Below are 15,169 nucleotides of genomic sequence, written 5' to 3' on the forward strand. Positions count from 1 at the left end.
GGACAAAACTTTCAGGTCACGCGGAACACTGTCATCAGGCCGGCCATCTGGTGATCGGCGACATGGCAGTGCAGCATCCAGTCACCGGGATTGTCGGCAACGAAGGCGCATTCGATCGTGTCCTTGGGGGCGAGCAGCACCGTGTCCTGCCATTGCCGGTGCGGTACTGGCGAGCCGTTGCGCGAAAGCACCGACAGGCTGAAGCCGTGGACGTGCATGGGATGCCACCACGCGGTTTCGTTGCGCATGGTGAGACGGCAGGTGGCGCCGCGTTCCAGCGTGAACTGTGGCGCCATGCCCGCGTGGCCGTCGCCGGTCATCGACATGCCGTTGATTGCCCAGGCGGCGGCGCCGCTCATGCCGGGCATCGCCATGCCCATCATGCCGCCGACGCCGGCCAGCTTGCCGCCGCCCATCATGCCGCCCTGCAGGACGATTTCATGCCGTTCGGCCTTGGCCAGGTCGGGGGCCGGCAGCGGATTGGCCGGCAGGCGAAGCGGCGCATCGAGAGGATGGTCGCGCAGCGGCGCGCCGGCGTCGTAGGCGAGCGTGGTCAGGGAGTAGGCAAGGCCGTCGTAGAACTCATCGATCACCGCGTAGCGCTTGCCCGGGTCGCCCTGCATGTCGAGCACGACATCGATGCGCATGGCAGGCGCCAGCACCAGGCGTCCGCCCTCCGGCTCATGCGGGTCGCAGGGCTGGCCGTCGATGGCGACGATGACCGGACGGTGGACTTCGAAACGCAAAGCCATGATGCGAGCGAGTGACGCATTGGCCAGCCGCAACCTGACGCGCTCGCCGGCCTTCACGGTCAGGTCGGCCGGCGGTGCACCGTTGACGGTGACGACATTGCCGACGCGGCCCGACATCGCTGCATCCATCATGTTGCCGAAGCCGGCAGCGATTTGTCCATCCTTGGTGAGCCGCCAGTCCTGCAGCAGCCATAGAAGCTCGCGGTCGACCGCGACCGGTTCGGCTTCCTCGACGATCAGTGCGCCTGCAAGGCCACGGCCAAGCTGAACCAGGCTGTCGGCATGCGGATGGTACCAGAAGGTGCCGGCATCGGGCGGGGTGAACTCGTACACGAAATTTTCGCCCGGCCGGATCGGCGGTTGGGTCAATCCCGGCACGCCGTCCATCGCGTTCGGCAGCCGGATGCCGTGCCAGTGAACCGTGGTGTCCTCGCCCAGTCCGTTCTCAACGATGATGCGAGCGGGCCGCCCCTGGCGTAAGCGCAGTGTCGGGCCGGGGACCGTGCCATCATAGGCCCATACCGGAGTGCGCGGACCATCGGGGCCGGTGAGCCGTGCCTGGCCTGGCGCCACCCTGATCCGGTGTTCGCCGGTAGCCAGCGCCAGTGCAGGGCGGATCGGCACGGAGGCGGCAATGCTCGCTGCCGCAAACAGGAATTTGCGGCGCGTTATGAACGGACTTGAAACGGAATTCACCCTTGTGACCCCTGCGGTAACCGACGGCGAACGTCGCGACGTCGATTGGATTGCTGCCGCGCCCGCTGCGCATTGTGCGCAGCCGGACGATCAAACGCCGCCAATCAGCCGCGGAAACGGCAGAAACGGCGTCAGACGAGAGCGCTGGGTCTTGGAGGGAATGGCTCGGGCAACAGACTTCGCCCGTGCAGGAACGCGGCGGGAAGCGCCGGCGGCAGCTCTGCCCGCAGCAGTCCCGTCACGGGGAGAGCTTCCGGCAGCACCGCCAGAACCGGTGCGACGCAGGTCGGCGCACATTGCATCGGTTTGTCGTTGTCGGCCGAGCTCTTGAGGCAAGCGCTGCAGTCGCCGCCCTTGGCATCGGCCATCTTGGCCATGTCGGCGTCGGTGGTGCCGGCATCTGCGGCCATGGTCATGCGGCTGTCGATCGCCATCCTGGCCGACATGACGGCAGCCTGAGCGGCGGACAGGCTGAACCCGGCGATCACGAGGACCGCGAGCAGCATAGTCAGGAGGTGTTTTGGTGACAGACGTGCCATGTTCGGCCTAGGCTGGCCTCAAATAGCGGTTTTTGCAAGCCCCTGCGAGATCGAGACCATCGAGAGCCGGGGCGGCCGGCAATAACATCAACACCATCACATCGGGACAGACCATGCAGCAAGCCATTACGTCGGACGGCCTTCGCCGGGTGGTGCTTGTCGTCGCGCTGCTGAACCTCGGTTATTTCGGCATTGAATTCGCCGTGGCGCTGGCGATCGGCTCGGTGTCGCTGTTCGCCGACAGCGTCGATTTCCTGGAAGATGCCTCGGTCAACCTCCTGATACTGCTCGCCATGGGATGGTCGCTGCGTGCCCGCTCGCGGGTCGGCATGGCGCTGGCACTTATCCTTTTGGTGCCGGGCCTGGCGACGCTGTGGACCGCGTGGGAAAAGTTCAACATGCCGGTGCCGCCGCAGCCAACGGCCCTGACGCTGGCGGGGTTGGGCGCCTTGGCGGTCAACCTGTCATGCGCCTACATGCTGGCGCGCTACCGCCACCACAGCGGCAGTCTTACCAGGGCGGCATTCCTCTCGGCCCGCAACGACGCCGTCGCCAACATCGCGATCATACTGGCCGGACTGGTGACGGCCTTCCTATGGCGCTCGGCATGGCCGGATCTGATCGTCGGGCTGGGAATCGCGGCACTGAATGCAGACGCGGCGCGCGAGGTCTGGGAGGCTGCCCGGGAAGAGCACCGAGCCGTTTCGTGAAGCCAAACGCTCAGCGCGCTGCCGGATTGCTAATCCGCCAATGCAGGCCGCATACCGGCCGGCAGTCATCCAGAAACTTGCGTGATCTCTAATATAAACGCACACTTGCAATGCGGACCGAGAGAGAAACCGCCACGAACATCATCAAAAAGGCCCGCGTCCCGGACGAGGACGCGGGCCGGTTTTGGTTGGCATGCGCTAGGCAGGTATCAAGACGGCGATGCGGTGGATGCCGACCACCTTGCTGGTGTTGGCTGCCGCCTCGGTCTTGCCCTTGGAGCAGGTATACATGTCACCTTCCTTGAGCTTGAATTGCTTGTCGGCTTTCTTGACCGTGAATTCACCGGCGGCAATGGTGCATACCATGTCGTTGTCCATTACCATTGCGGGAGCGGCTGCTCCCGGCTGAAAGACCACATCGACAATTGAGATGCTCTTGTAGGCGGGGATATCGGAATTGCCGGTGCCGACCTCAACTACCCTGACGCCGGGGGCTATTTCCTTGCCTTCCTTCGGGCCGTATTTCTTGACCTTTGCAGCTGCCGCCAGCGTGAACAAAGGCGTTACCGCGGCCGCCGTCACGCCGAGCGCAATTGCAGACCTGCGATTTATGGTTTTCATCGCGTCCTCCCATTATGTTGGCCGCGCACCAATGTGCATGGCCACTCTATATTAGCACATTTGCAGATAACTGCAGAACGCCGTTTCGGAGGGTCCATGAGCGAACCGCCGCTCGGTCGGATGCGACCGAAAAACAGACAATTCCATGCTATGCTGACGAGCCATCAAACGGACGGCGGGGGATAGCAATGTTGGAAACGGACAAGGTGTTCGCTGGCTCGATTCCGGAAAACTACGACCGCTATATGGTGCCGTTGATTTTCGAGCCGTTCGCCGCAGATCTTGCACGACGGGCCGCGTCCTTGTCGCCCAAGGTCGTTCTGGAAACCGCCGCGGGCACCGGGGTTGTCACCCGCGCATTGGCGCCAAAACTGGCCCCCAGTGCAAGCTATGTCGTAACCGACCTCAACCAGCCGATGCTCGACTACGCCGCTTCGCGGCAAGCTCCCGACGATCGCATCGAATGGCGTCAGGCCGATGCTCTGGCGCTGCCGTTTGAAAATGCGGCCTTCGATCTCGTTTGTTGTCAGTTCGGTGCGATGTTCTTTCCCAACCGCTCATCTGCCTACCGCGAAGCCCGGCGAGTTCTGAAGCCTGGCGGACATTTCCTATTCAGCGTATGGGATCGCATCGAGGAGAATGTATTTGCTGACGATGTGACGAATGCTCTGGCGCGGATTTTTCCGAACGATCCGCCGCGCTTTCTGGCACGCACGCCGCATGGCTACCACGATACGGCACTGATCCGCCGCGAACTGGAGGACGCAGGTTTTTCCGGTGTGGTGATCGAGACGAGGGCCGAACAAAGCCGTGCCTCCTCGCCGCGCCTTCCGGCCGTTGCTTATTGCCAGGGCACTCTGCTTCGCAACGAAATCGAGGCCAGGGAGGCGGGAAAACTGGATGCTGCAACCGACTACGCCGCAGCCGCGATTGCAGACAGGCATGGCAGCGGCGAGGTTGCTGCCAAAATCCAGGCTCACATAATCATGGCTGTGGTCTGAACGGTTCATCGTTTTCCGGGCGGAAAACCGTTTCACACTTTTCCTGGAATTTGCTTGAGGTGCTGGATATTCCGTCCAGCGCTGAGCAGTAAACGTCTTGCCGCTATCCTGAATTCCCAGACGTTAATCGTTCATTCGCCCAAGTGGCAGGTCGACAAGTGGCAGGTCGATAATCGCCAGTTCGACCGATCGCCGGGGCTTGATGGCGGCGGCTGCCGGCGGCGCGATTCCGGTCGGCCTGGCTTCACTTTGGCAGCCGTCGCCGACTCCGCCCAGCAAGGTCTAGTCATTTCGCTTTCTTGACTCGGCCGACAAAAACGGGCAGCAAAGTCATCATTGGAGGGCAGATTTGCCAACTATGTAGGTTTTGGAGGGCGTTTTTCGGTGTGACCGTCGCCCAATCGGCGGTCGGTAGAGGGATTGGTTAACCAACTTTGTCCATCTTTTGAATCAATCGGCAACAGACGCGAAGTGTGCTGGGGGCACCAGGCGAACTGTGAATGTCACGGCTGCGAAATCCGCTAGCCGGCAACGGCCGATTGAGAGTGGTTGAATGGCGTTTGTAAGTGCGAAAACCCGGGGTGACAGTCCTGCAACTGGATTGACTTCGATGAGGCCCGGCGTGCGCTGGGTCGCGGTTCCGGCCGTCGGTGCAGCCATTGCTTTATGGTCGGTGGCGACCTTGGCCGGCCTTTATTCGATGGGAACCTCGCTCACCGCAGCTTCCAACGGTCTCCCGCAAAGCCTGCTCGCGCCGCGCACCATCGCGCTCGCCGATCCTCGCCGCAGCCTTGCAAAGGCGCAGGCCCCGACATGGGCCGCGGCAAACGCAGCGCTGTCGGCCCAGCTGCTGCAGCACGGGTGCGATGCCAACTGCCTGCGGTCGGCGTCGAACTTCGTTCACCAGGGAAAATCGGCGCGTCTCAAGCGCAATACCGTGCCGCTTGTCGCCGATGCATCGCGGCAATCCAGCTTCGACGACGTGGTGGCCAAAGCCGCGCTGTCGCCGCAAAAGCTTGCCGCTGCCTTTGCCCGTGCCTCCTCCGGCTCACCCGTCATGCTCGCCAGCCTGCCGGCCGATGCCCGGTTCGCCGAGCCGGTACGCATACCCGACCCGAACGGCCCGCCATCGGTGCGCTTCGGGCCGGCGGTGGCGGAGATCGAACGCTCGTCGCGCCTGGCGCTGGCGCTGGCGAATACGTTGCCGGAGCAGATGATCGACGTGCTCCCGGCAGCCGTCATGGCAAGCGAGCCCGCGGCTTCACAAGAGCCGCAAGAACCTGAGGTCCAGTTCGCCTCGCTGCCGCCGCAGGACGACATGCCCGACAGCATTCCGCTGCCGACGCTGCGTCCGCGGGCGGTCATCGATCAGCCGGCGCCCCAGACTCAAGCCTCGAAAGACCGGGCGCCGAAAGACCGGACGCCAAAGGATCAGGCAGCAAAAACGGAGCCGCCCCAGGCATCCAAGGCCCAGGCATCGAAGACCCAGGCATCGAAGACCCAGGCATCCAGGGCGAGCAAGGTCCAGACGGCCGATGCTCCGCCGGTCGAGACGCAACCCGGCAGCCTGTCGCCTCGCAATTCGTCACAAGCGGCAGTGCCGGCGGTGTCGGGCAAGCCGGGCAAACGGTCGAAGACGCAGGGCGGCGACATGCTGGCCTATGCCAAGCCCGACATGCCTTCCGGCGGACTCGGCGGGGCCTTCAGGAACCTGTTCACCACGCCTGGCATGGGCAGCGGCGTGGCCGTCTACGACATCTCGGCCAAGACCGTCTATATGCCCGACGGCTCGCGGCTGGAGGCACATTCGGGATACGGTTCGATGGTCGACCAGCCGCGCTACGTTCACAAGAAGAATGTCGGTCCGACGCCACCCGACACCTACAATCTGACGCTGCGGGAATCGCGCTTCCACGGCGTCGAGGCACTGCGTCTCACCCCTGCCAGCGGCAGCAACAAATATGGCCGCGACGGCCTGCTCGCCCACACCTACATGCTGCGCGGCGGCCGCGCCGAATCCAATGGCTGCGTCGTCTTCAAGGACTATGCCCGCTTCCTCGCCGCCTACAAGAAAGGCAAGATCAAGCGCCTTGTCGTGGTGCCGCGGCTGTCGAAGCCGCTGACACGCGTCGCCCAAGAGGGCCGCGGCGCTTAGGTTATTCGCAGGCAGCGCAAACATGTGAGATGTCGGCGGGAACAGCGCCGGCATCGTTGGTTTTGCCGCGTGGACTTTCCCGCCCGATTTCCAACAGATTGTCAGCAGCCGGCCGCGAAACGGTTTTCATTCCCGGCCGGGGATATTATGACTGACCGGTCGGGCGGCTCCAGCTTCAAACAATCAAGAGGACATCATGACAATACGCGCTGTCGTTTGGGGCGAGAATATCCATGAGCGGACCAATGAGGTGGTCGCCGGCATCTATCCCGAGGGCATGCACGCGACGATTGCCAATGCGCTGAAGCTCGACCCCGAGATTTCGGTGTCGTGGGCAACCCTGGAGCAGCCGGAGCATGGGCTGCCGGCCGACCGTCTGGCCGAGACCGATGTCTTGCTGTGGTGGGGGCACAAGGACCATGGCGCCGTCGCCGACGAAGTGGTCGAGCGCGTGGCGCGCCGTGTCTGGGAGGGCATGGGGCTGATCGTTCTCCATTCCGGCCATTTCTCGAAGATTTTCAAGAAGCTGATGGGCACGCCCTGTACGCTGAAATGGCGCGAGGCGGGCGAGCGCGAGCGGCTTTGGGTGACCACCCCCAACCACCCGATCGCAGCCGGGATCGGCGAGTATTTCGAGCTCGAGAACGAGGAGATGTATGGCGAGCAGTTCGCCGTGCCGGAGCCGCTCGAGACCGTGTTCATCTCGTGGTTCCAGGGCGGCGAAGTGTTCCGGTCGGGGCTGACCTATCGCCGCGGCGCCGGCAACATCTTCTATTTCAGGCCCGGCCACGAGACCTATCCGACCTATCACGATGCCAACGTCCACAAGGTGCTGCGCAATGCGGTGAAATGGGCGCACAACCCGCTCGGCTCCAATCCGGCCATCCTCGATGCGCCGAACGTGCCGGCGGAAAAGGCGCTCGAGCCGATCGTCGAGCGCGGCGGAAAACTTCATTCCGCCGGCGAAGCCGGCTTTCGCTAGACCACAAATCCATGGTCGAACAAGAAGATAAAGCCCTGTCCTAAGGATAAGAATCATGCGCCTCTTGATACTCGGCACCGGTTGGATGGCGGAGGAGCACGCCAGGCAGTTCGGCAAGATCGAGGGCGTCGAACTGATCGGCGCCGTCGATCTCGACCGTACGCGTGTCGACAAGTTTTCGGACATCTACGGTATCCCCAACCGGTTCGCGTCGTTGGACGAGGCGCTGGCATGGGGCAAGTTCGACGCGGTGGCGAACGTGACGCCGGATCGCATCCACCATCCGACCACCATGATGCTGATCGCGGCAGGCAAGCCGGTGCTGTGCGAGAAACCGCTGGCCGAAAATTTCGAGAAGGCCAGTGAGATGGCCAATGCCGCCGAGCGGGCCGGCATCATCAACATGGTCAACCTGACCTATCGCAACGTAGCGCCGCTGCAGAGAGCGCGCGCCATGGTGCTGGCCGGCGAGATCGGCACGGTCAGGCATGTCGAGGCGTCCTATCTGCAGAGCTGGCTGGTGTCCAAGTTCTGGGGCGACTGGCGCACCGATCCGAAATGGTTGTGGCGGCTGTCGCGCGGCCACGGCTCCAATGGCGTGCTGGGCGACGTCGGCATCCATATCCTCGATTTCGCCAGCTATGGCGCGGCGCTCGACATCGACCATGTGTTCTGCCGGCTGAGATCCTTCGACAAGGCGCCCGGCAACCGGATCGGCGAGTACGGGCTCGACGCCAATGACAGTTTCACCATGTCGCTGGATTTCAGCAATGGCGCTTTCGGCGTCGTCCATGCCAGCCGCTGGGCAACCGGCCATTTGAACGAACTCCGCCTGCGCATCTACGGCGACAAGGGCGGCATCGAAGTCGTGCACAATCTGACCGGCTCAGAGCTGAAAGCCTGCATCGGCGAAGACGTCGAGAACGCCAAATGGCAAGTTCTGGACGCCGGAACGGTGCAGACCAACTACCAGCGCTTCGTGGATGCAGTGCGCAACGGCGTCCAGGCCGAACCGTCGTTCCGGCATGCTGCCGAATTGCAGAAGGTCCTCGACCTCGCCGTCGTCTCGGATGAGAAGCGGGCTGAATTGAGCACGCACGCGGATGCGCAATAGGCCTGGGTTCCTCGCGGCGGGGCGGGGGCGGTCAGGGTCAAAACAAAACCGAGTTTGCATCTCCGCCATTCACGGCAGGAAGTCACGGCTCTGAAAGCAGAGTTCATTGTCTTGGAGAGAGGCCATCGAGCAGGAAGCCGAGGCCTTTCCGGAAAGCACCATCCCAATCGTTATCCAACAGCAGACGAGAGCGTTCGATCGTCGGATAGCGTTGGCTGAGCCCTGTAAGGCGCTGCTGCGTGTCGGCTCTGCCGTCGTCCGAGAGGTCGAAGTTCGCCCGGCTGATGGTGGCGCCCATCACATAGTTCCACAGCGACCATATCGCGACGTTCAAATCTGCGTCCGCCACACCGGCCCTGGACAAGGTCTTGCTCAGCAGTTCAAGGCGACTGAGGATGTTCGCGCCGAGCGCCCGGCGCGGCAACAGCGATGCCGACCAAGGATGGCGCAGCATGCTGGCGCGCCAGTCTTCGAGCATATGGACGACTTCTCCGCGCCAGTCTCGAGGTTCAACCAGTTGCGGCGGTCCGCCATATTCGAGCACCGAATCGAGCGCCAGATCAAAGACATCCTCTTTGTTGTCGACGTGCCAATATAGGCTCATCACGCCCGAGCCGAGGCGATCGGCCAGCCGACGCATCGTCAATCCGTCGACCCCTTGAGCGTCCAGCAGTTCTACCGCGGTCGCCACGATACGTTCCCGCGAGAGAGGCGGTTCACTGCGCGGCTCCTGCACGGGCTGGAGCGACCCGCTTGTCCGCTGAGACCGCGTGCTCCGGGCGCCGCTACGTTTGGCTGCCATCCGTCTTCCTCGCTGTTCGGGCCGTCGATTTTGACCGGCAACGCGACGAATGTCGATCCTGAACGATTGACTCGTACGACGTACCATGCGACTGGCTCGTGCGGCGTACGAGTCGATCGCCGATATCAATCATGCCGGCCGCGAGGGTGTGTTGCTCGCAGTCGGCAGAGCCAAGAGAAAATCATGCCACGCGCCAAGCGCCTGCTTATCGGAGGGTTAATCGTGATGACCATGGGCGTTTCCACTGCCACAGCGAATGATCTCAAGCTGACCATCGTCAATCCACAAAACCTCTATGACCCATCGCCGAATGGCTACAGCACGGCGGTGATCACGCCCCGCGGAGCCCGGCTGGCCTACATCTCCGGACAGGGCGGCCAGGACAGCACGGGAGCCTTGTCGCCCGACTTCGCTGTCCAGGTTGCGCAGGCCTACGCAAATTTGCGCACCGCCCTCGATGCGCTCGGTGCCAGGCCGGATCAGGTCGCCAAGCTCACGGTCTTTGTGGTCGATCACGATATGTCCAAGCTTGGGGTCTTGACCAGGAACGTCAAGGAGATGTTCGGCGAGGCGCTGCCGGCGCAGACTCTAATTCCCGTTCCCAAGCTTGCAATCGACCCGATGCTCTTCGAGGTGGAGGCCGTGGTCGTGCTTGACTAGGGGCGCGGCTATAGCTCCGATCGCCCAAATCGAGTGGGTCGAGCGCGCCGCTAGCCGCGCGCTCGCCATCACGAAGGCCGAGCAACAGGGCTTCGCTTGTTGCGTCTGCGGCGACAAGGGTGGCATCGAAGTCGTGCACAATCGGGTCGCACCACGCATTCGTCATCCCAGGGTCTGCGCCGCGTCGCTTCGCTCCTTGCTCCACCCCCGGGACGAAGTCATCATGGCTGAGGCCATTGCGGATGTCGGAGATCGGCGGAGCGTTTCCTGCTCCCACCCAACATAGCCTCACCTGGAGATGAAATGATGGAAACCAGCGTAAGGAAGCTATTCGAGAGATATGAGCGCTTTTTCAACCAGTCCCTCGGCGGCGACATGGACATGGATGAAGTCGCATCGCTGTATGCTTCGGACTTCATAGCGGCTTCGCCCGCCGGGGTCATGACTGGAAAGAACGATGGGCAACTCAAGCAGGTCATGGCGCAAGGCTATGCGCACTATCGCGCGATAGGTACGAAGGAAATGCGGATACGCAACCTCAGGCTCTCGCCGATAGACGAACATCATTGCGTGGCCCATGTCGCCTGGACGGCAACCTATGCCCGCAGGGATCAATCGAAGGTGGCGATAGATTTTGACGTCCACTACCTCGTGCAGAAATTGGACGCGGAGCCGAAGGTTTTCGGCTGGATATCAGACGACGAGCAGGCGCTGTTGGGAAAGCACGGCATCGTCTGAGGTCCGCTTTGTCCTAATGCCCTCCTAATGCCGCAGGATCTTGCTCAGGAAAGAGCGGCTGCGGTCGGTCTTCGGGTTGGAGAAGAACTCGTCCGGGGTGCCGCTCTCGACGATGGCGCCGGCGTCCATGAACACGACGCGCTGGGCGACCTTGCGGGCAAAGCCCATCCCGTGCGTCACCACCATCATGGTCATGCCTTCCTCGGCGAAGACGTCGAGAACGCTAAATGGCAAGTTCTGGACGCCGGAACGGTGCCCACCAACTACCAGCGCTTCATCGATGCAGTCCGCAACGGCGTCCAGGCCGAACCGTCGTTCCGGCATGCTGCCGAATTGCAGAAGGTCCTCGACCTCGCCGTCGTCTCGGATGAGAAGAGGGCCGAATTGAGCACCCACGCCGATATGCAATAGGTTTGGCTTCCTCGCCCCCGCCAAGCGGGGGGAGATGTGGCCGCAAAGCGGCCGGAGAGGGGTCTTTGGCAGCGAGGGCCTTCGCAAGAACGAAATGTCTTTAATGTCGGGACAAGGTCGCACGCAATGACATGGTCAGCGCAATTTCCCCTCTCCGTCTCGGCGACCCGAGTGGTTTGTGAAACTCGCTAGCCGCGAGCGAGACTGAACTAACTCGGAAGGTCAGTTGACTCTTCGCCGCAACGGCCCATCGTTGATTGTTGGCCTGCCTTTCCGACCAACTTTTGAACAGGGAGGAAACAATGGAAGCCGTCAATCGTAGATCCACACTTGCACTCGGTCTTACACTGGCCGCAACGCCTCTGATCGCTTGGGGGACACCAGCAGCCGCCCAGACTTACGGCCCCGATGAGGGCAAAGAGGTCTCACCCGGCGTCAGAGTTGTAGCGCTTGGCGAGCGCAAGTCGGTCATACCAGCCTATGCAACGGTGAAGCTGCGCGATGTTGTCATTCAGCCCGGAGCGAAGACGGCTGACAACATGATGAAGAACGACATGCTCTGCCACATGACTGAGGGAGAACTTTCGGTCGTTCACAACAAACAAAAGTTCACAGTCAAGAAGGGCGATGTTTGGGCCTGCGCTAATGGCGCTACGACAGAAGGCACCCAGAACACGAGCAGTGCGGTCGCGATCATGCGGGTCATCGATTTGATGCCCGCATAAGGGAAGCGGCTGGTGGAAGTGCGGCAATGGCCGCCCTAAGAGGAAGCCCGGCGCGCATCTGTCGTATTAGGGAACGTCCAGCGAAGGGCCGCTTTCCATCCATCTCGGCCATCGACGACAGCCAACTGAGTTGAGTTTGAACCCTAATGCCGCAGGATCTTGCTCAGGAAGGCGCGGCTGCGGTCGGTCTTTGGGTTGGAGAAGAACTCGTCCGGGGTGCCGCTCTCGACAATGGCGCCGGCGTCCATGAACACGACGCGCTGGGCGACCTTGCGGGCAAAGCCCATCTCGTGCGTCACCACCATCATCGTCATGCCTTCCTCGGCGACCGCAACCATGACGTCGAGCACTTCTGAGATCATCTCGGGATCGAGCGCCGAGGTCGGCTCGTCGAACAGCATGATCTTGGGGCGCATGCCGAGGCAGCGCGCGATCGCCACGCGCTGCTGCTGGCCGCCTGAGAGCTGCGCCGGATAGGCATCGACCTTGTCGGCGAGGCCGACCTTGGCGAGCAGCTCGCGCCCGGCCTTCTCGGCCTCAGTCCGCGGGATCTTGCGGACATGGATCGGCGCCAGGGTGACGTTCTCGAGCGCCGTCTTGTGCGGATAGAGGTTGAACGACTGGAAGACGAAGCCGATCTCGGTACGCAGTCGCGTCATGTTGGTGGCGGGGTCGCCGAGGCGCTGGCCGTCGACCGTCAGGTCGCCGTCGCGGATCGTCTCCAGCCCGTTGATGCAGCGGATCAAGGTGCTCTTGCCCGAGCCGCTCGGGCCGCAGACGACGACCACTTCGCGCGGCTCGACGCTCAGCGTAATATCCCTGAGCACGTTGAGCTGGCCGAACCATTTGTTGACGCCGCGAAATTCGATCATGCCGGCACCATTCTTGCTGCTGAGGTTCGTCATAGCTGCACCTCGCCATGGGCTGCGCCCATGCGCTGTTCCAGCCGTCGGGCCAGCATGATCAGGGGGTAGCAGACGATGAAATAACCGACGCCGACGAGGAAGAAGACGAGCAGGCCGTTCGGCACACGCTGCACCACCAGCCACCCGACGCGGGTGAGATCGGTGAGCCCGATGGCCGAAACGACCGAGGAATCCTTGATCAGCAGCACATATTGCCCGACCAGCGGCGGCAGCACGATGCGCATCGCTTGCGGCAGCACCACCTGGCGCATGCGCTGCCAGCGCGACAGGCCGGACGCCAGCGCCGCCTCGACCTGGCCGGTCGGCACCGAGCGGATGCCGGCGACGACGATCTCGCAGATGAAGCAGGCGGCCAGATTGGTCAGCGCGATGATGCCGGCGGTGAAGGCGTCGAGCTCGATGCCGAGTTCCGGCAGGATGAAGAAGATCAGGAAAATCTGCACCAGGAACGGAGTGCCGCGGATCAGGTCGACCCAGCCGCCGATCGCGCTGCTGATCAGCCGGTTGCCGCCTGTGCGCAGGATGCCGAGGCCGAAGCCGAGCAAGGTGCCCAGCACCAGGCTGATCAACGACAGCACCACGGTCATGCCGAGGCCGCGCAAGGCGAGGGGATAGCTGCCGGCGATGCTTTGCAGTTGCTGCCAGATCATGTCCGTGCCCCCGCCAGGCCGAGCCAGCGCCCGGAGAGTGCCGCCAGTCCCTTCAGCCCGTAATAGAGCAGCAGGTAGAAGGCGGCGATGGTGATAAAACCTTCGGCCGGCATGAAGCGGTCGGAAGCGAGCAATTGTCCGGCGCGCGTCAGTTCGGCGACCGAGATCAGCGACAACAGCGCGGAATCCTTGACCAGCACGATCGCCTGGCCGAGCAGCGGCGGGATCGTCACCTTAAACGCCTGCGGCAGGATGACGAGGCGCATGCGCTGGACATAGGTCATGCCCGAAGCGACGCCGGCCTCCACCTGGCCGCGCGGGATCGACAGGATGCCGGCGCGGATGATCTCGGCGACATAGGCGCCGCTGTTCAGCGACAGGGCCAGGATGCCGACGACGAGCTCGGGCAGGACGAAGCCGAGCCGCGGCAGGCCGAAATAGAGGAAATAAAGCTGCGCCAGCAGCGGCGTGGCGCGCACTGCATCGATATAGGCCTTGGCCGGGGCGCGGAACAGCCGGCCGCGCTGCAGGTTCATCGCGGCGAGTACGATGCCGACGGCGAGCGCGCCGGCAAAGGAGAGGACAGACAGCCACACGGTCGTGACGAGGCCCTGCCCGAACAGGGGCAGATATTCGACGATGGTGCGGAAGCTGAAGTTTTCGAGCATGGTGAGGCGGTGACTGGTGACTGGTGAATGGCGAGTAGCGAGTAGCGAGTAGCGAGTAGCGAGTAGCGAGTAGCGAGTAGCGAGTAGCGAGTAGCGAGTAGCGAGTAGCGTTCCCTACTCCCTACTCCCTACTCCCTACTCCCTCTACTCAGTGATCCTTCTTCCAGGCGTCGGAATTGACCCAGTAATCGAGGTTCTTCTGCAGGCGGCCGTCGAGGCTGACCTGGTCGAGGAACAGGTTCATCCAGGTCAGCAGGTCCTGCTCGTCATAGCGCGTGGCGAAGGCCAGTGGCTCCTTCGACAGCATGTCCGGCATGATGATGAAGCTGCCGGCCGGATAAGCGGTTGACTGGCCCTTGACCGCCGAGACGTCGTTGACGCCGCAATCGGCCTGGCCGTTGTTGACGGCGTCGAGCAGCAGCGGGCCGCCGCCCTTGTAGCTCTTGATGTCGGCATCGGGGAAGGCGGCCTTGGCTTCCTTCTCGCCGGTGGCGCCGAGCAGCACCGCGATCTTGGTGCCCTTGGCCTTGCAGTCCTCGGTGGACTTGAAGGCGGTCCCAGCCTTGGTGAAGACGGTGCTGCCCGTGTACATGTAAGGCTTGGTGAAGGCGACCTTCATGCCACGCGCCAGTGTCGGCGTCATGTCGGCAACCAGAAGATCGGCCTTGCCCGACAGCAGCGCCGGGATCAGGCCGTCCCAGTCGAAGTCGAGGAAGGTGATCTTGACGCCCATTTCCTTGGCCATCAGTTCGGCGAGTTCGACCGAACTGCCGGTGCGTTCGCCGGCGGCGCCGACCAGCGAGAAGGGCGGTCCCTGCGTCTGCACGGCGACGCGCAACTCACCGCGCTTGGTAATCTCGTCGAGCGTTCCGGCACTGGCGGCAGCGGTGAGGCCGGCGAGCGCAAGTCCGGCGATGAAAAGCTTGGCAATCTTCATTTGGGCATTCCTCCTTGTTGTCGTTTGTTGTTCCACTTGTTGTTTCACCCCATCGGGGCGCCTTTTGAGCGGCGGCGCCGTT

16 protein-coding genes and 2 pseudogenes are annotated in these 15,169 nt (G+C 62.8%); 9 read left to right on the plus strand and 9 right to left on the minus strand.

Annotated elements, in window-relative coordinates; translation table 11 throughout:
- Positions 1 to 11: 11 nt before the first annotated feature.
- Complete coding sequence (locus tag NKJ09_RS19210; RefSeq protein WP_352494451.1) at positions 12 to 1,448, minus strand: multicopper oxidase family protein; 1,437 nt, start codon at positions 1,446 to 1,448, stop codon at positions 12 to 14.
- 131 nt (positions 1,449 to 1,579) lie between these two features.
- The gene (locus NKJ09_RS19215; RefSeq protein ID WP_023720626.1) at positions 1,580 to 1,954 is read right to left on the minus strand and encodes a hypothetical protein; all 375 of its coding nucleotides are present in this window, start codon (positions 1,952 to 1,954) and stop codon (positions 1,580 to 1,582) included.
- A 146-nt stretch (positions 1,955 to 2,100) separates the two neighbouring features.
- Between NKJ09_RS19215 and NKJ09_RS19220 the strand changes: the two genes are divergently transcribed.
- On the plus strand, positions 2,101 to 2,697 hold the full coding sequence (locus tag NKJ09_RS19220; RefSeq protein ID WP_023720625.1) for a cation efflux transmembrane domain-containing protein: 597 nt from the start codon (positions 2,101 to 2,103) through the stop codon (positions 2,695 to 2,697).
- A 198-nt stretch (positions 2,698 to 2,895) separates the two neighbouring features.
- On the opposite strand, the gene NKJ09_RS19225 is transcribed toward NKJ09_RS19220, so the two are convergent.
- The gene (locus NKJ09_RS19225; RefSeq protein WP_352494450.1) at positions 2,896 to 3,318 is read right to left on the minus strand and encodes a hypothetical protein; all 423 of its coding nucleotides are present in this window, start codon (positions 3,316 to 3,318) and stop codon (positions 2,896 to 2,898) included.
- Between the two features lie 188 nt (positions 3,319 to 3,506).
- Between NKJ09_RS19225 and NKJ09_RS19230 the strand changes: the two genes are divergently transcribed.
- The 4 genes from NKJ09_RS19230 to NKJ09_RS19245 all read left to right on the plus strand — a co-directional run bounded on the left by NKJ09_RS19230 (position 3,507) and on the right by NKJ09_RS19245 (position 8,570).
- Positions 3,507 to 4,319: a class I SAM-dependent methyltransferase gene (locus NKJ09_RS19230; RefSeq protein WP_352494449.1), complete on the plus strand. Its 813-nt coding sequence runs from the start codon at positions 3,507 to 3,509 to the stop codon at positions 4,317 to 4,319.
- Positions 4,320 to 6,141: 1,822 nt separating this feature from the next.
- A complete protein-coding gene (locus NKJ09_RS32520; protein ID WP_376706065.1) occupies positions 6,142 to 6,474 on the plus strand; it encodes a DUF2778 domain-containing protein in 333 nt (110 codons plus the stop codon).
- A 196-nt stretch (positions 6,475 to 6,670) separates the two neighbouring features.
- On the plus strand, positions 6,671 to 7,456 hold the full coding sequence (locus NKJ09_RS19240; protein WP_352494447.1) for a ThuA domain-containing protein: 786 nt from the start codon (positions 6,671 to 6,673) through the stop codon (positions 7,454 to 7,456).
- Between the two features lie 55 nt (positions 7,457 to 7,511).
- Positions 7,512 to 8,570, plus strand: a complete 1,059-nt coding sequence (locus NKJ09_RS19245; RefSeq protein ID WP_352484006.1) for a Gfo/Idh/MocA family protein — start codon at positions 7,512 to 7,514, stop codon at positions 8,568 to 8,570.
- A gap of 103 nt (positions 8,571 to 8,673) precedes the next feature.
- Here the strand turns inward: NKJ09_RS19245 and NKJ09_RS19250 are convergent, their stop codons facing one another.
- On the minus strand, positions 8,674 to 9,372 hold the full coding sequence (locus NKJ09_RS19250) for a TetR/AcrR family transcriptional regulator (protein WP_352494446.1): 699 nt from the start codon (positions 9,370 to 9,372) through the stop codon (positions 8,674 to 8,676).
- Positions 9,373 to 9,555: 183 nt separating this feature from the next.
- Here NKJ09_RS19250 and NKJ09_RS19255 point away from each other — a divergent pair, with 183 nt between their 5' ends.
- Together NKJ09_RS19255 and NKJ09_RS19260 are read left to right on the plus strand one after the other, a co-directional pair.
- The gene (locus NKJ09_RS19255; protein WP_352494445.1) at positions 9,556 to 10,032 is read left to right on the plus strand and encodes a RidA family protein; all 477 of its coding nucleotides are present in this window, start codon (positions 9,556 to 9,558) and stop codon (positions 10,030 to 10,032) included.
- Between the two features lie 306 nt (positions 10,033 to 10,338).
- The gene (locus NKJ09_RS19260) at positions 10,339 to 10,770 is read left to right on the plus strand and encodes a DUF6841 family protein (protein WP_352494444.1); all 432 of its coding nucleotides are present in this window, start codon (positions 10,339 to 10,341) and stop codon (positions 10,768 to 10,770) included.
- 24 nt (positions 10,771 to 10,794) lie between these two features.
- Here the strand turns inward: NKJ09_RS19260 and NKJ09_RS19265 are convergent.
- Positions 10,795 to 10,992, minus strand: a pseudogene (locus NKJ09_RS19265) (polar amino acid ABC transporter ATP-binding protein); the annotation flags it as partial.
- Between NKJ09_RS19265 and NKJ09_RS19270 the strand changes: the two are divergent.
- Both NKJ09_RS19270 and NKJ09_RS19275 read left to right on the plus strand, forming a co-directional pair.
- Positions 10,966 to 11,181: pseudogene (locus NKJ09_RS19270) on the plus strand (Gfo/Idh/MocA family protein); the annotation flags it as partial. The pseudogenes NKJ09_RS19265 and NKJ09_RS19270 overlap by 27 nt on opposite strands.
- Positions 11,182 to 11,483: 302 nt before the next feature.
- Positions 11,484 to 11,906, plus strand: a complete 423-nt coding sequence (locus NKJ09_RS19275) for a hypothetical protein (RefSeq protein ID WP_023720612.1) — start codon at positions 11,484 to 11,486, stop codon at positions 11,904 to 11,906.
- Between the two features lie 143 nt (positions 11,907 to 12,049).
- Here the strand turns inward: NKJ09_RS19275 and NKJ09_RS19280 are convergent, their stop codons facing one another.
- The 4 genes from NKJ09_RS19280 to NKJ09_RS19295 all read right to left on the minus strand — a co-directional run bounded on the left by NKJ09_RS19280 (position 12,050) and on the right by NKJ09_RS19295 (position 15,087).
- On the minus strand, positions 12,050 to 12,778 hold the full coding sequence (locus tag NKJ09_RS19280) for an amino acid ABC transporter ATP-binding protein (protein WP_376703691.1): 729 nt from the start codon (positions 12,776 to 12,778) through the stop codon (positions 12,050 to 12,052).
- 29 nt (positions 12,779 to 12,807) lie between these two features.
- Positions 12,808 to 13,482, minus strand: a complete 675-nt coding sequence (locus NKJ09_RS19285; RefSeq protein WP_023720610.1) for an amino acid ABC transporter permease — start codon at positions 13,480 to 13,482, stop codon at positions 12,808 to 12,810.
- On the minus strand, positions 13,479 to 14,150 hold the full coding sequence (locus NKJ09_RS19290; RefSeq protein WP_352494443.1) for an amino acid ABC transporter permease: 672 nt from the start codon (positions 14,148 to 14,150) through the stop codon (positions 13,479 to 13,481). The genes NKJ09_RS19285 and NKJ09_RS19290 overlap by 4 nt, the downstream gene beginning before the upstream one ends.
- A gap of 148 nt (positions 14,151 to 14,298) precedes the next feature.
- Entirely contained in the window at positions 14,299 to 15,087 is a 789-nt protein-coding gene (locus NKJ09_RS19295) for an ABC transporter substrate-binding protein (protein ID WP_023720608.1), read from the minus strand.
- Positions 15,088 to 15,169: the final 82 nt, after the last annotated feature.

Source organism: Mesorhizobium sp. M0189, assembly GCF_040322135.1.
GTDB lineage: Bacteria > Pseudomonadota > Alphaproteobacteria > Rhizobiales > Rhizobiaceae > Mesorhizobium.

Coding starts and splice junctions, on each gene's coding strand:
- NKJ09_RS19220 (WP_023720625.1), top strand. CDS start 2,101: ATGCAGCAAGCCATTACGTCGGACGGCCTTCGCCGGGTGGTGCTTGTC.
- NKJ09_RS19245 (WP_352484006.1), top strand. CDS start 7,512: ATGCGCCTCTTGATACTCGGCACCGGTTGGATGGCGGAGGAGCACGCC.
- NKJ09_RS19295 (WP_023720608.1), bottom strand. CDS start 15,087: ATGAAGATTGCCAAGCTTTTCATCGCCGGACTTGCGCTCGCCGGCCTC.
- NKJ09_RS19250 (WP_352494446.1), bottom strand. CDS start 9,372: ATGGCAGCCAAACGTAGCGGCGCCCGGAGCACGCGGTCTCAGCGGACA.
- NKJ09_RS19240 (WP_352494447.1), top strand. CDS start 6,671: ATGACAATACGCGCTGTCGTTTGGGGCGAGAATATCCATGAGCGGACC.
- NKJ09_RS19255 (WP_352494445.1), top strand. CDS start 9,556: ATGCCACGCGCCAAGCGCCTGCTTATCGGAGGGTTAATCGTGATGACC.
- NKJ09_RS19290 (WP_352494443.1), bottom strand. CDS start 14,150: ATGCTCGAAAACTTCAGCTTCCGCACCATCGTCGAATATCTGCCCCTG.
- NKJ09_RS19280 (WP_376703691.1), bottom strand. CDS start 12,778: ATGATCGAATTTCGCGGCGTCAACAAATGGTTCGGCCAGCTCAACGTG.
- NKJ09_RS32520 (WP_376706065.1), top strand. CDS start 6,142: ATGGTCGACCAGCCGCGCTACGTTCACAAGAAGAATGTCGGTCCGACG.
- NKJ09_RS19285 (WP_023720610.1), bottom strand. CDS start 13,482: ATGATCTGGCAGCAACTGCAAAGCATCGCCGGCAGCTATCCCCTCGCC.
- NKJ09_RS19275 (WP_023720612.1), top strand. CDS start 11,484: ATGGAAGCCGTCAATCGTAGATCCACACTTGCACTCGGTCTTACACTG.
- NKJ09_RS19230 (WP_352494449.1), top strand. CDS start 3,507: ATGTTGGAAACGGACAAGGTGTTCGCTGGCTCGATTCCGGAAAACTAC.
- NKJ09_RS19215 (WP_023720626.1), bottom strand. CDS start 1,954: ATGCTGCTCGCGGTCCTCGTGATCGCCGGGTTCAGCCTGTCCGCCGCT.
- NKJ09_RS19260 (WP_352494444.1), top strand. CDS start 10,339: ATGGAAACCAGCGTAAGGAAGCTATTCGAGAGATATGAGCGCTTTTTC.
- NKJ09_RS19225 (WP_352494450.1), bottom strand. CDS start 3,318: ATGAAAACCATAAATCGCAGGTCTGCAATTGCGCTCGGCGTGACGGCG.